The organism is Pseudomonas sp. 910_21, assembly GCF_052850735.1.
Genome location: NZ_VXCY01000005.1, coordinates 217,160 through 231,208 on the forward strand (window position 1 = coordinate 217,160; position 14,049 = coordinate 231,208).

Sequence of the window (14,049 nt, forward strand, 5' to 3'; positions counted from 1 at the left end):
TGCCGTACTTCTGCAAACCCCAGTCTGTGCGGGCTCGAAATCGTCGGCAGGGCGTTCTGAAACTTGATGCGGGGGGCATCATCGGCGGCGATTATGCCAAAGCGCCATCAGGCCGAAAAGGAATAAAAAACCTTGGCGCCATTTCATTGACTGCTTGATTCCTCAGTGCACCCAAGCACTTCAGACAAGTGCCTGATCCCTCAACGAAAATCCCGACTGCGCACGCTGATGCCGTCCAGCAACGGACTCAGGTCACTCAGGCGCCCGGCAATCAGGTGACGCACTTCACCTTCTGCTTCCAGGGTGCCGTCGACCCGGAGCAACTGCGACCCCACCAGTACCCGACGCTGGCGTTCGGCCAGGTCGCGCCAGACCACCACGTTGACGTTGCCGAACTCGTCTTCGAGGGTGACGAAGGTCACCCCGCTGGCAGTGCCCGGGCGCTGGCGCCCGGTGACCAGCCCGGCCACGCTCACCGAGCGCCCGTGCTCCACCTCCAGCAGTTCCCGCGAGCTGCGGCAACGCTGGGCCTTGAGCTGTGGGCGCAACAGCGCCAAAGGATGCGGCCCCAAAGTGGTACCAAGGCTGTGGTAATCGGCCTGCAGGTCCTCACCGACGCTGGGCCGGGGCAGGTTCACCGGGATCTCCTCCTGGCGTGGCAGCTCGGCGAACAGCCCTAGCTGCTTCTCCACCCCCGCTACTTCCCAACGCGCCCGATAGCGATCCCCCGCCAGGCCGCGCAAGGCCCCGGCATCCGCCAGCAACTCCTGGGCACGCAGATCAAGCCGGGCACGCTGGCCCAGGTCGGCGACATCGGCAAAGGCCCGTTGCTGCCGGGCGCTCTCGATACGTTGGCCATCCTCCTGGCGAAAGCCCTTGATCATGCGCAGCCCCAGGCGCAGAGCCGGCTGCCCGGACATGAGGTTTTCAGCGCGTCCGGGGTGGCTGGGGATCGGCTCCAGGCTGCAGTCCCAATCACTGGCCCCCACGTCCACCGCCAGAATCTGCAAACCATGGCGCCGGGCGTCCTGGAGGATCTGGTCCGGACTGTAGAAGCCCATGGGCCAGCTGTTGATCAGGGCGCAGGCGAAGGCCGCCGGTTCGTGGCACTTGAGCCAGCAACTGGCGTAGGTCAGCAAGGCAAAACTGGCGGCATGGGATTCGGGAAAGCCGTAGCTGCCAAAGCCCTTGATCTGCTCGAAGATCTGCGCCGCGAACTCGTCGCTGTAGCCGTTCTTGCGCATGCCTTTGCGCAGCCGTTCACGGTGCGGTTCCAGGCCGCCGTGGCGCTTCCAGGCGGCCATGGAGCGGCGCAACTGATCGGCCTCCCCCGGGGTGTAGTCGGCGGCGACAATGGCGATCTGCATCACCTGCTCCTGAAACAGCGGCACTCCCAGAGTACGCTTGAGCACCGCTTCCAACTTCGGCGACGGATAAGTCTCCGGCTCTTCACGGTTACGCCGACGCAGGTAGGGATGCACCATGCCGCCCTGGATCGGCCCGGGCCGGACGATGGCCACCTCGATCACCAGGTCGTAGAAGTTCTGCGGTTTGAGCCGGGGCAGCATCGACATCTGCGCCCGGGACTCGATCTGGAACACGCCAATGGTGTCGGCACGACTGATCATCGCGTAGGTGGCGGGGTCTTCAGGCGGAATGCTGGTAAGGCTGTAGCGCTGGCCACGGTAGCCGTGGATCAGGTCGAAGCAACGGCGGATGGCGCTGAGCATGCCCAAGGCCAGGATGTCCACCTTGAGCAGGCCGACCATGTCCAGGTCGTCCTTGTCCCACTGGATCACCGTGCGCTCAGCCATCGTCGCGTTCTCCACCGGCACCAGGCTGTCCAGGGGCTGCTCGGAAATCACGAAGCCGCCGGGATGCTGGGACAGGTGCCGGGGAAAGCCGATCAATTGCCCGGTCAGGCTCAGGACCCGGCGCAGCACCGGGCTCTCGGGGTCGAACCCGGCCTCCTGCAGGCGCTCGACACTGGGCGGCGTATCGCTCCAATGGCCGCAGCAGTCGGCCAGGGCATTGACCTGATCCGGCGGCAGGCCCAGGGCCTTGGCCACATCGCGCACCGCCCCGGCGCCGTGGTAGGTGCTGACCACAGCGGTCAGCGCCGCGCGATGTCGGCCATAGCGCTGGAACACGTACTGCAGCACCTCTTCCCGGCGCTCGTGCTCGAAATCGACATCGATGTCCGGCGGCTCGTTGCGTTCCCGGGACAGGAAGCGCTCGAACAGCAGGGTCGAGCGGTCCGGGTCGATCTCGGTGATGCCGAGGACGAAACACACCACCGAGTTGGCCGCCGAACCCCGGCCCTGGCACAGGATGCGCTGGCGCCGGGCGAAGTCGACGATGTCGTGCACGGTGAGGAAATAACTCTCGTAGCCCAGGTCGCCAATCAGCTCCAGCTCCTTGTCGATCTGCTTCAGCACCTCGGCCCGAGCCCCGGCCGGCCAGCGGCGCAGAATGCCGCGCTGGGTCAGCACCCGCAGCCAGGAGCCGGCGTCGTGCCCCTCGGGCACCAGTTCCCGGGGGTATTGATAGCGCAGTTGGCCGAGGTCGAAAGCACAACGCCCGGCAATCTTCAGTGACTCATCGAGCAGGGCTTTGGGGTACAGACCTTGCAGCACTTCGACGGGCCGCAGGTGGCGCTCGCCATTGGCGAACAGCCGCTGCCCGGCCTCGGCCACCGGCAGGTGATGGCGGATCGCGGTCATGGTGTCCTGCAGCGCCCGGCGCCCGCGCACATGCATATGCACATCGCCACAGGCCACGGCCGGCAGCCCCGATTGAGCGGCCAGGGCCAGCAACGCCTGCAGGCGCCGGGCATCGTCCTGGCCGCAATGCAGCTCCAGCGCCAGCCACAGGCGCTGGGGAAATACCTGGCGCAGCCAGGGGCCGTGGTCCGCCGCCTGGCCATCGTCCGCCAGCCACAGGGCCAGCAGCCCCGGCAGCGGTTCGACAAAGTCTTCCCGCAACAGGCGATAGTTGCCCTTCTCGGCCCGGCGCCGGGCCCGGGTGATCAGTCGGCACAAGCCCTGGTAACCCGGCAGGTCCTCCACCAGCAGCACCAGGCGCGGGCCGTCCTCGACCTGCATTTCGCTGCCGACGATCAGTTTGAGTTGCGCCTCCCGAGAGGCCTGCCAGGCCCGGACAATTCCCGCCAGGGTGCATTCGTCGGTGATCGCCAGGGCCTGATAGCCCAGGGACTTGGCGCGCTGGAACAGCTCCTGGGCACTGGAAGCTCCACGCTGGAAACTGAAGTTGGACAGGCAGTGCAGCTCGGCGTAACCGCTCATGCGAACCAGCCTTGCAGCAGCAAGGGCCCAGGCTCGCCGACCTGGCGATAGGCCCAACCCTGCTGGCCGGCGGGGGTTTCGATCAGGTAGTAGTCGCGGCGCACATCGGCACCGTCCCACCAGCCGGACTCGATGCGCTCCGGGCCCATGAGAACCCGCACCGAGCCCTCGCCCAGAACCTGGGGTTCGGTGAACAGCCAGCCGGGGCGGCGCAACCCGGGGCTGGCCGGACAGGGTCGCGGATCGGTCTGGGGCTGCCAGCTGCGCTCCGGTCGGTGATCGGCGCGGTGCCCCAGGCCTTGCACCGCGTCATCCCCCAGGCGCGCCCGCAGGCGTTCGCGCAACTGCTCCCAGGGCAGGTTCTGCTGCGGGCGCTCGTCGAACAGTTCGCTGTGCTGGGGCACGAACAGCGGCAAGTCCTCGGCCACCAGCCGCAGGTTGCGCACCGGCGCCGGCACCTGGATCTGCTCCAGGCGCCCGCGGGCCAGTTCAAACAGCATCGCCGGGTCGCGCTCGGCACTGAGCAGCCCCACCGGAATCAAGGTGTCGGCGCCGTCGGCATGCTCCAGGTGCAGGGCGAAACGCTGCACCCCGCTGTCACGGCCACAGAGGAAGGCCGCCAGATCGGCGGTCAGCCGGCGCAGGGGGAACAGCAGCGCCTGATGGGACAGCACATCGAAATTCAGCTCGATGCGCAGGTCGAAGCGATCCGGCGGCTGATAGAACGCCAACCCCAGCGGACGCTCGCCGAGCAAGGTATCCAGGTGCTTGAGCAAGCGGCCGTCAAAACGCCGGGCCAGGCTGGGCCGGGGCAGATCCCGCAGTTGCTCGAAGCTGCGCACCCCCATGCGCGACAGGGCCGTGGCCTGCTCCGGGGCCAGGCCCAGGCGCTCGATGGGCATCGCTCCCAGAGCCTGGGCCAGGGCCTGCCGATCGGCCACCGCCAAGCCGTCATAGGCATTGGCCAGGACCCGGGCCGCCGCCGGGTTCGGCGCGGCCACGATGCGATGACGAAAACCCAGAGCCTGCAACTCCCGGCGCAGGCGCGCTTCCAACTGCGGCCAGGGGCCGAACAGGCCCAGGCTGGACTCGATCTCGAACACCAGGGTACGGGGGTAGGCCACGCTGACCTGGGAGCTGAAACCGTAGGCCCAGGCAGCAAGAAACTGCTGCCAGTGCTCGATCTGCTGCGGGTCGTATTCGGCGCTGGCAAAGGCCTTGGTCAGGGCCTGGGCGGCGGTCAGGGATTGCCCGGGGCGCAGGCCCAGCTCCCGGGCGGCGCCATTCACCGCCTGGATCACCCGGCGTTGCGGGGTGCCACTGAGCAGCGCCAGGGGCGCATCGGGTTCGGCGCGCTGACGCAACACCGCGTCCAGCGCCAGTTGCGGGAACAGGATACAGACCCAGCGCATGCCAACCTCAGTGCCCGGAATACAGGGCAATCGGCGCCGGATGGGCCAGCCCGCCCCGGCACTTGAGCACTCGCAACTGCGGGGGACGACCTTGCACGGCAATCCGCAGGGCCGCCGGCGACGGGTTGTGCGCGGCGTCCAGGGGCCGATAGGCAAAGGCCAGGGTCTGGCCGCTTTCCGCCGCCACCTGCAAACGGCGCAGGGCACGGTCGTCGGCCTGCTGCGGCCAGCACAGCACCGCGCCGCAACTGCCGGAACGCAGGCACTGCCCGGCGGCCCACAGGGCATCGCGCTCCCCGGCCTGGATGAGCGACAGCTGGCGCACATCCACCCCGGCGCTCTGCCAGGCCTGGGGATAGGGCACGAAGGGTGGCGCCACCAGCACAATGCGCTCCCCTGCTGCGGTCAAGCGCGCCAGGCTGGGCCACAACAACTGCAACTCGCCCAGGCCCTGGGCGGCGATGAGGATTTCCGTCAGCGCCGCCTCCGGCCAGCCGCCACTGGGCAGCACCGCATCCAGAGCAGCATGCCCCGTGGGGTGCAGACTGACCGGCGCGGCGGCCGGGCGGCCTTTCCACACCCGTCCGGCATTGAACAGGGAATCCAGTGCGACCACGGCGCCCATCAGCCTTGCCTCACCAGACCGCAGAACACGCCTTCGATAAACAGTTCGTGGTCGGCCGTGACCTCGATCGGCTGATAGGCCGGATTGCGCGGCAACAGGCGAATGCCCTGCCCCTTGCGCTCGAAACGCTTGATGGTGACCTCACCGTCCAGCCGGGCGATCACGGTCTGACCGTTGCGCACCTCACTGCTGCGGCGCACCGCCACCAGGTCGCCGTCGAGAATGCCGTCATCGATCATCGAATCGCCCTGGACCCGCAGCAGGTAATCCGGAGTACGAGAGAACATCCCCGGGTCCAGCAGCAACTGGCCGTGGACTTCAGCATCGACGCCGATAGGTGCACCGGCGGCCACCCGCCCCAGCACCGGAATTTCCAGCAGCTCGGGGCGCCGTGGCTGGTTGAGCAGGCGAATGCCCCGGGCCTGATGCGGGTTGACCTCGATGAACCCGGCCTCGGTCAACGCCAGCACATGCTTGCGTGCCACGCTGCGCGAGGCGAAACCGAACGCCTCGCTGATTTCAGCGAGGCTTGGGGGCTGACCGTGATCGGCGATGCGCTCGCGGATAAAGGTCAGGATGGCACTGCGGCGGGGAGATAAAGTCGTCATGGAGTACATTTGTACTCCTCTCGGATTTATCTGACAAGAACCGCCAATCAGTCCAGGCCACGGCTGGCCAGAAAGCCGCCGACATAGTCGATGAACGCCTGCACCTTGGCGGTCGCCCGCCGATGGCTGGGGTAGACCGCGAGGATGTGCGGCCCGAAGCTGTCCGGGTCGATCTCGTAGTCGGCCATCACCCGCACCAGGCGCCCGTCTGCCAGGTACGGCGCGGCGCTCCACAACGGGGTGTGCAACAGGCCGCGCCCGGCCAGGGCATTGGCCAGCAGCAGGTCGTAATTGTCACTGCGCAGGCGTGGTGCCTGGGGCTGGGGCAGGCTCAGGCGCTGCCCGTCGCGCTCGACCCACCAGAACTCGCGGCTGAGCAAGGGGTGGCGATACAGCAGCCATTCATGTTCTTCGAGGCTCTGCGGGGTCACCGGCCGCCCCTTGCGCGCCAGGTAGGCCGGGCTGGCGCACAGGGCCAGACGGTTGCGCCCGACCACCCGGGCAATCAGCCCCGGCAGGTCGTCATGGCCTTCGCGCAGGGCCAGGTCGTAGCCGCTTTCCAGCAGGTTGACGAACTCGTCGCACAGGTCCACTTGCAGATTGATCTGCGGGTACTGCTCAAGAAAACCGTCACACACCTGATCCAGAAACGCCTGGCCGTAAGCCAGCGGCGCGGTGACCTTGAGGTTGCCGCGCAGGCCATGCTGCAACTGCTCCACCTCCTCGCCCACCTCTTCCAGCCGCTGCAGCACCTGGCGTGCAGTTTCCAGATAAAGCCGGCCGATTTCGGTCAGCACGATGCGCCGGGTACTACGCTCGAACAACCGCGAGCCCAATTCGGCCTCCAGGTGATTGACCGCCTTGGTCAGGGCCGACGGGGTCTTGCCCAGCTGCTCGGCGGCCCGGCTGAAACTGCCCAGCTGGGCAGTGACCACGAACATCTTCAAGGCATTCAACTTGTCCATGGTTTTTCCATCCAGGCAAAAATGTTTTTCGTGAAGCAGCCGTTCTGCCCGCTATGGACAGCCCCTAATCTGGCGATCAGACGCAATAACAAGGAAATGTTCAATGAAAAGATTGACCCCCACGCTGTTACTGGCCGCCATGAGTTTTGCCTCGTTGGAAGCCGTGGCGGCAGCCGACCTGGTGCTGCTCAACGGCCAGATCTTCACCGCCGACCGCGCCCAGCCCAAGGTCCAGGCCCTGGCGGTGGAAAATGGCAAGATCCTGCAAACCGGCAGCGACCCGCAGATCAAGGCGCTGATCGACAGCCACACCCGGGTCGTCGACCTGGGCGGCAAGACCCTGATGCCGGGCCTGATCGACACTCACTCTCACGCGATCTTCGGCGGCCTGGAAATGACCGGCGCCAACCTGCAGGACGAGGTGGTCAGCCTCGACGAACTGGAGAAACGCCTGCGCGCCTGGCGTGACGACGGCAGCGCCCGGCATGCCGACGTGCTCAACATCGCCGGCATGAGCTCGGCCTACTGGGCCCAGGCCGAGGCCCTGGGCCAGCGTTTCAACCAGGGTGAATGGGCCGGGGCGGCGGTGGTATTCACCGGCAGCGATCACCATACCGCCTGGGCCAATGACGTCATGCTCAAGCGCGCCGGGATCGACGCCGCCCTGCTCAAAAGCCTGCCCGAGGCCGAGCGCAACACCATCGGCCAACTGCCTGACGGCCGCCCCAACGGTTTCCTGGTGGACGCCGGCTGGGACCGGGTGGCCGCGAAAATGCCAGTACCTGGACCCGCCCAGATGCTGCGCGCCGCACAATCGGCCCTGCACTACAACAACAGCCTGGGGATCACCGCCTGGATGGACCCGGCCGCCAACGCCGCCCCCGGCGAGGCGGTGTTCGCCCTCAAGCCCACCGAACACACCGTCGGCGTCCTGCCGGCCTACAAGGCCCTAGCCGAGAGCGGCGGGATGACCGCCCACGTCGCCGCGCTGCTGGTGGCCAACCCCCGCAGCCGACCGGCCGACCTCGACACCCTGGACAAGGTGCGCCAGCAGTTTCAGGGCATCCCCAACCTGACCCTGCCGGGCATCAAGATCTTCGCCGACGGGGTGATCGAATACCCGGCCCAGAGCGCGGCGATGCTCGAGCCCTACAGCAACTCGCACAAACCCGGCGAGCTGCTGATCGACCCGGCGCATTTTGGCGAACTGGTCAGCGCCATCGACCAGCGCGGCTGGCTGGTGCACATCCACGCCATCGGCGACCGCGCGGTGCGTGAATCGCTGAACGGCATCCAACAGGCGCGCCAGGATCGCCAGAGCGGCATCAGCCACTCCATCACCCACCTGCAGATGGTCAACCCCAAGGAATTCGCCCGCTTCAAGCCGCTCAACGTGATTGCCTCGATGCAACTGCTCTGGGCCTCGGCCGACGACTACACCCTGGACATGATCAAGCCCTACGTCAGCGCCCTGGCATTCCGCTACCAGTACCCGGCGCACTCGCTGCTCAAACAGGGCGCGACCATCGCCGGCGCCAGCGACTGGCCGGTGTCGTCGCCCAACCCGTGGAACGCCATGGCTCAGGCCATCACCCGCCAGGGGCCCCTGGGGGTGCTCAACGCCGACGAACGCCTGGACCGCGAAACCCTGTTCTACGCCTACACCCTGAATGCCGCGCGCACCCTGGGCCTGGAACAGCAGATCGGTTCGCTGACGGCCGGCAAGCAGGCCGACTTCATCGTTCTCGACCGCGATGTGTTTACCGTGGACGAAAAGGCCCTGCATGAAACCCAGGTACTGCAGACCTGGTTCGCCGGCCGCGAGATCTACACCCGCCCGCTCTGACCCAGCCCCACCGTTGCACCGCCTGCCCCGCGTCCTGGTGACGCCGGGGCACGGCACCACCTTGCCCGCTCCACGCCCATAACAATCACAACAACGGGATACCCATGAAGACCCTCACCCTGCTCACCCTGGGCGCCGCGTGCCTGCTGCCCCCGGCCAGCCACGCCCTGTCCCTGACCGACGAACTGGCCGTGGAACTGCAACTGACCCTGGCCAGCGACTACCGCACCCGCGGCATCTCCCAGACCCAGAACGACCCCGCGGCCCAGGCGGCCGTGACCCTGCTGCACAACAGCGGCCTGTACCTGGGTGCCTGGAGCTCCAACGTCGACTTCGGCGGCGGCCTGAAGACCCGCCAGGAGCTCGACTACTACGGCGGCTGGCTGTGGCAGGCCAGCGAAGACATCAGCCTGGACCTGGGCTACCTGAAGTACAGCTACCCCCGGGAAGCCCAGTTCAACCAGAGCGAGGTGTACGGCATCCTCAGCGTCTACGGAGTCAAGCTGGCGACGTATTACTCCAGCGATGCCCCCGGCATCGACAGTCAACAAAGCACCCTGTACCGCTACCTTGGCTACGAGACCCGACTGCCCCTGAAGCTGGGGCTGCAACTGCGCTATGGCCAGATGGACTTCAAGGACCCGCGGCTGATCCGCGCCTCGGGCCAGGGCGAGGACAGCTACCACGAGTGGGAGGCCAAACTGACCCGGGACCTTGCAGGGCTGGAACTGGGCCTGAGCTACATCGACACCGACCTGTCCCGCAGCCAGTGCACCAGCAACTACGGCTTCAGCGACCTGTGCGGCGCCTCCTGGGTGGCCAGCGTCAAGAAGACCTTCTGAGCGACCAGCCGCCCGCCCCCGTAGGAGCCGGCTTGCCGGCGAAGAGGCCCGAAAGACTGGCACCCTCCTCAAGGCCGCCTTCGCTGGCAAGCCAGCTCCTACAAAAGCTCGCTGGAAACCGCCGGCAATGCCCCCGCAAACCCCGTAGAAGCCGGCTGGCGGGCGCCCCGGGATCAGCCGCGCTGCAGAATCCGGTCCATGACCCAATCGGTCTTCAGGGCTTCGCTGGCCAGGGCCGGGTGCCGGGACTCGCCGCGGATATGGGCGTTCATGCCCTGTACGTGATGCCACTGGATGTGCACAGGGTTGTCGATGACCAGGCTCAGGGGCGCTTCGGCTTCAAGTTGCAGCGGATGCTCGTCGAACACGGAAAAGCCGATGCGTCCCTGGCTGCCGATGATGTCCACCCGGTCCACCCGGCGGTCCGCCACAAAATTCCAGGCGCCGCTGCCCAGGGCCCCACAGGCGAAGCGCCAACTGGCGCTGACCGCATCCTCGGCGGCATAGAGTCCGGCCTGGCGGGTACTGATGCCGGCCACCTCGACGATGTCGCCCAGCAGGTACTGGAACAGGTCCAGGCCATGGCTGGCCAGGTCGGCGAAATAACCGCCACCGGCAATCTGTGGATCGGTACGCCAGTTGGCCGCGCCGCTGCGGTCGGCCTCGGAAGCGGCCTTGCTCAGGCTCCAGTGCAGATGCCGGACCTCACCGATGCGCCCGTCCGCCAGCCATTGCCGCACCTGCGCAAAGCGCGGCAGGGATCGCCGGTAGTAGGCAACGAACAGGTGCAGCCCGGCCTGCTCGAAGACCTGCTGCATGGCCAGGCTCTGCCCGGCATGCAAAGCCATGGGCTTTTCCACGCAGCAATGCTTGCCGGCGGCAGCCACTTGCAGGCTGTAGGCGTAATGGCTGTCGGGGGGCGTGGCGATGTACACCGCGTCCACCTCGGGGTCGTCGATCAGCGCCTGAGCATCGGTGTAGTACCGGGCAATGCCGTGGCGCTGCGCGTAATCGCGCACCGCCTCGGCCCGGCGTCCCATCACCGCCACCAGCGCCGAACCCGCAACCTTGTAGAAGGCCGGGCCGCTCTTGCGCTCGGTGACGCTGCCACAACCGATCATGCCCCAGCGCACGGTGCGCAGCGACGCGGCCTCGGTGTTCATTTCGGCGCTTGCAGCGCGCGCAGGTCGAGCTGGCCGTTGTGCAGCGGCGGGCACCAGTAGTAGCCACCGGTGATCGGCCGGCTCATGCGGTACAGGCCGTCGGTGATGCCGTCTTCCAGGCCGCTCATGCGTCGCAGTTGGACTTCGAAGGCGTTCAGGGTGTGGCCAAAGGCAAGGAACATCAGGCCGCCCTTGTCACCTTCGATCCACGGCATCGAGCGGCGCACGATAAAGGCTTCCGGAGTGAAGCTTTCCTGGGCGGTGCGCTTGACGTGGGCCGAGACCGGTGCGTCGTCCAGCTCTTCGTTGTCGCTCAGGCGCCGGCCCATGATGTGGTCGCGCTCTTGCTGGTGCATCGCGGCAAAGCCCTTGAAGTCATGCTGCCACTGCTGGATCGCGGCAAAGCTGCCACCGCGCAGGCCGTCTTCACCCTCGGCCAGTGCGGCGGCTGTGGCGGCTTCATCCTGAGGGTTTTCGGTGCCGTCCTCGTAACCGGTGAGGTCGTGGCCGGTCTTGTGGCGGAAGGTCTCGTTCATCTGCACCAGGCGAAAGGCCGGAGCCAGGGCAGCCTCCAGCTCGTTGCTGCGGTGCAGCAGCTCGCCGCGCTCGTCACCGTGCAGCCAGACCCACAGCGCGTGCTGGGTCGAAGGGTTGTCCACGCCCACGCCAGTCAGCGCCGGGAACGCCTTGAGGCCCTGCACCCGAGCGCCCAGGGCCTTGACCAGCGACGCACCAAAACCTGCCACCGCCGAAGCACCGTTCACCCGTGCCAGCAACTGGTCGAGGGCCTGGGGCAGCGCTTCAATGGATTCAAGGGCAAAGAACAGGTGACGGGCCTGGGACGGAACGGGTGCAGCGAGGATGCCGGGCTGGTAGTAACTCATGGGAACTCCTGAATAAAGGCCGCGAGTTTACCGCCATGGGCTGCCGGCGTCAGCGCTGTCGAACAATCCGCGGGAACCTATGGCCGGCCGCGGTGGTCGCGCCCCAGGCCGCTGCGGCTTCAATGCAGCGCCGCCTCTTCGCGAAAGGCGCTGGGGCTCAGCCCGGTCCAGCGCTTGAAGGCCCGGCGAAAACTGCGCACGTCGCTGTAACCCACCTCCTCGGTGATGCGTTCGATGGACAGCTCCGGGTTGCCCAAGAGGTTCAGGGTCCGCGCCTGGCGCACCCGTTCCAGCAGGGCTTCGAAGGTCAGGCCGTGCTCGGTCAGGCGTCGGCGCAGGGTGCGCCCGCTCATGTTCAGGTCCCCCGCCACCTGCTCGATATGGCTGCCGGCCCGCAGGTCCCGGCTCAGGGCCCGCTCCACCGCCTGGATCAGGTCCATCTTCTGGTGCACCTGGGCGCTTTCCAGCTCCAGCAGCTTGAGGGCCTGGCGCAGGGCCACCGGATGATGGTTGGGCAAAGGCATCTGCAGCCAGCGCGCCTCGATCACCATGCGCGCGTGCAGGCAGCCGAAGCGGACATGGGGACCCAGCAACTGCGGGTAGAGCTCGGCGTAAGCCGGCGCGGCGTGCATGAACTCCACCCGCAAGGCCTGGAAATCCGTGCTCAACAAGGCCCGGCCATAGATCAGTAGACTGGCGAAGAATTCTTCCGCAGCAAAGATCTGCACCTCGCCATAGGGCAGGCGGCACTGCAGTTCGACAAAGAACTCCTCGCCCTGACGCCCGACATCGGCGGTGACGATGGTGCCCGAGGTGTGCTGATGACGGATGCCCAGTTCGAAGGCGTCCCCCAGGGTCCGGCACAGGGACAAGGCATGCCCCAGCAACCCCAGGGTGCCCAGCACATTGCGGCTGCCGACCCAGAGCCCCAGGCCTTGCTGGGGCAGCGCCGCCAGGGCGCGCTCGATCATCGCCACCGCCTGGCGGTAGGAAATGCGCAGGGTCGGGTCCTGCAGGTCTTCCAGGGTGAAGCCCAGGCCCCGGCACAGGCGTTCGGCGCTGATCCCTTTGTCAGTGGCGACGTCCGCCAGGGTCTGCAACAGAAAGGGTGAAACCAGGGCCAGCTGGTCGTGGGGATCGACGGCTTTGATCTGCATGGGTATCGGCTTCCGGGCCGCTTGAGCGGCTGTTTTTATTGTCTGCTACGGCCGGTGCCAAGGCATCACCGACCGCTGGAGCATATCCCGTCCCACGGGGTTTTACGGAGGAATGTAACAAAGCATTGCAGCCTGTCCGACAAAGTCCCCCTCCCTGTCCGCCAATACCCTGCCCCGCGTCCGGCCCAGGGCTTATTTCTATGGGGCCTGCGGCGCGCCTGCCGCCGCGCTCCCCACTAACAATAAGAATGAGCCCAACCATGCACCCGACCCGCCTCACTCGCTCTCTGCCCCTGCACCTGGGCGTGGCCCTGGCCGCCTGCGCCAGCCTGAATGCCCAGGCCAGCGAATCCGGAGTGGACAATATCGGCCCCGGCACCGACGGCTTCTACGTGCTGCCCCTGAGCCCCGACCAGCTGCCGGAGCACATGTTCGCCTTCAACCTCTACTACAACCACTACCAGGCCAAGAAGCTCGACATCAGCTCCTTTGGCGGCAAGGTGCAGGAGGTCAAGATCACTTCCGACGCGATCATCCCGCGCCTGGATTACCTGAGCCCGCTGCGGGTCTTCGGCGGTCGCCTGGGGGGCTACGTGGCCCAGCCCTACCTGCGCCAGCAAGTGTCGCTGTACGGCCAGAGCGATCGCCGCGAAAGCATGGGCGATACCACCTTCGCGCCGATCATCCTGTGGGACATGGGGCCCAGCCTGACCCTGGGCGCGGCCGTGGAAGTGACCCTGCCCACCGGCCAGTACGATGCCGACCGGCTGGCCAACACCAGCAACAACTTCACCACCTACAAGCCGCTGTTTTCCATGACCTGGCTGCCCAGCGAACGCACCGAGCTGTCGTTCAAGAGCACCTACAGCTTCAACCGGGAAAACCGCGACACCCACTACCGTTCCGGGCAGATTTTCCACTTCGACTATTCGGCCAGCTACCGCCTGACCGACGACCTGAGCCTGGGGCTCAACGGCTACTACCTGAAGCAGACCACCGACGACAAGCAATATGGCAAGACCGTGACCTTCATGGGCGAGGACGTGAGTGACGGGGTGCGCGGGCAAGTGTTCGCCATCGGCCCGGCGCTGCACCTGCGTTTTCTCAAGTACGCCAGCGCCGAGATCCGCTGGGCCAAGGAATTCGACGTGGAAAACCGCCCCGAGGGCGACATGCTCTGGGCCAAGCTGAGCATTCCTTTCGCCTTCTGAAACCGACAGCAATCTGCGCCCCTGTAGCCGA

General features: G+C 66.6%; 11 protein-coding genes. 3 read left to right on the forward strand and 8 right to left on the reverse strand.

Features of this window, described 5'->3' with window-relative positions; all coding sequences use genetic code 11:
- Positions 1-200: 200 nt before the first annotated feature.
- From FW796_RS17610 to FW796_RS17630, 5 genes are read right to left on the reverse strand one after another with little or no spacing between them, the layout of a single operon-like run.
- Complete coding sequence (locus FW796_RS17610) at positions 201-3,305, reverse strand: error-prone DNA polymerase (protein WP_446439670.1); 3,105 nt, start codon at positions 3,303-3,305, stop codon at positions 201-203.
- Positions 3,302-4,717, reverse strand: a complete 1,416-nt coding sequence (locus tag FW796_RS17615) for a Y-family DNA polymerase (protein ID WP_346635287.1) — start codon at positions 4,715-4,717, stop codon at positions 3,302-3,304. Before FW796_RS17615 ends, FW796_RS17610 begins: the two co-directional genes overlap by 4 nt.
- 7 nt (positions 4,718-4,724) lie before the next feature.
- On the reverse strand, positions 4,725-5,342 hold the full coding sequence (gene imuA / locus FW796_RS17620; RefSeq protein WP_446439671.1) for a translesion DNA synthesis-associated protein ImuA: 618 nt from the start codon (positions 5,340-5,342) through the stop codon (positions 4,725-4,727).
- Positions 5,342-5,959 (reverse strand): transcriptional repressor LexA, encoded by a 618-nt coding sequence (gene lexA / locus FW796_RS17625; protein WP_404937228.1) that lies wholly within the window; start codon positions 5,957-5,959, stop codon positions 5,342-5,344. Before lexA ends, imuA begins: the two co-directional genes overlap by 1 nt.
- 38 nt (positions 5,960-5,997) lie before the next feature.
- Complete coding sequence (locus tag FW796_RS17630) at positions 5,998-6,915, reverse strand: LysR substrate-binding domain-containing protein (RefSeq protein ID WP_446439672.1); 918 nt, start codon at positions 6,913-6,915, stop codon at positions 5,998-6,000.
- A gap of 103 nt (positions 6,916-7,018) precedes the next feature.
- Between FW796_RS17630 and FW796_RS17635 the strand changes: the two genes are divergently transcribed.
- On the forward strand, positions 7,019-8,761 hold the full coding sequence (locus tag FW796_RS17635; protein WP_446439673.1) for an amidohydrolase: 1,743 nt from the start codon (positions 7,019-7,021) through the stop codon (positions 8,759-8,761).
- Between the two features lie 104 nt (positions 8,762-8,865).
- On the forward strand, positions 8,866-9,603 hold the full coding sequence (locus tag FW796_RS17640) for a TorF family putative porin (protein ID WP_446439674.1): 738 nt from the start codon (positions 8,866-8,868) through the stop codon (positions 9,601-9,603).
- A gap of 173 nt (positions 9,604-9,776) precedes the next feature.
- Here the strand turns inward: FW796_RS17640 and FW796_RS17645 are convergent, their stop codons facing one another.
- The 3 genes from FW796_RS17645 to FW796_RS17655 all read right to left on the reverse strand — a co-directional run bounded on the left by FW796_RS17645 (position 9,777) and on the right by FW796_RS17655 (position 12,807).
- Positions 9,777-10,745 carry a Gfo/Idh/MocA family protein gene (locus FW796_RS17645; protein WP_446439827.1) on the reverse strand — a complete coding sequence of 323 codons (969 nt, stop codon included), beginning with the start codon at positions 10,743-10,745 and terminating at the stop codon, positions 9,777-9,779.
- Between the two features lie 17 nt (positions 10,746-10,762).
- Positions 10,763-11,650 (reverse strand): Dyp-type peroxidase, encoded by an 888-nt coding sequence (locus tag FW796_RS17650; protein ID WP_446439675.1) that lies wholly within the window; start codon positions 11,648-11,650, stop codon positions 10,763-10,765.
- A 119-nt stretch (positions 11,651-11,769) separates the two neighbouring features.
- Positions 11,770-12,807 (reverse strand): AraC family transcriptional regulator, encoded by a 1,038-nt coding sequence (locus FW796_RS17655; protein ID WP_404937233.1) that lies wholly within the window; start codon positions 12,805-12,807, stop codon positions 11,770-11,772.
- A 260-nt stretch (positions 12,808-13,067) separates the two neighbouring features.
- On the opposite strand from FW796_RS17655, the gene FW796_RS17660 reads away from it, so the two are divergent.
- Positions 13,068-14,018 (forward strand): SphA family protein, encoded by a 951-nt coding sequence (locus FW796_RS17660; RefSeq protein ID WP_346635279.1) that lies wholly within the window; start codon positions 13,068-13,070, stop codon positions 14,016-14,018.
- Positions 14,019-14,049 lie beyond the last annotated feature (31 nt).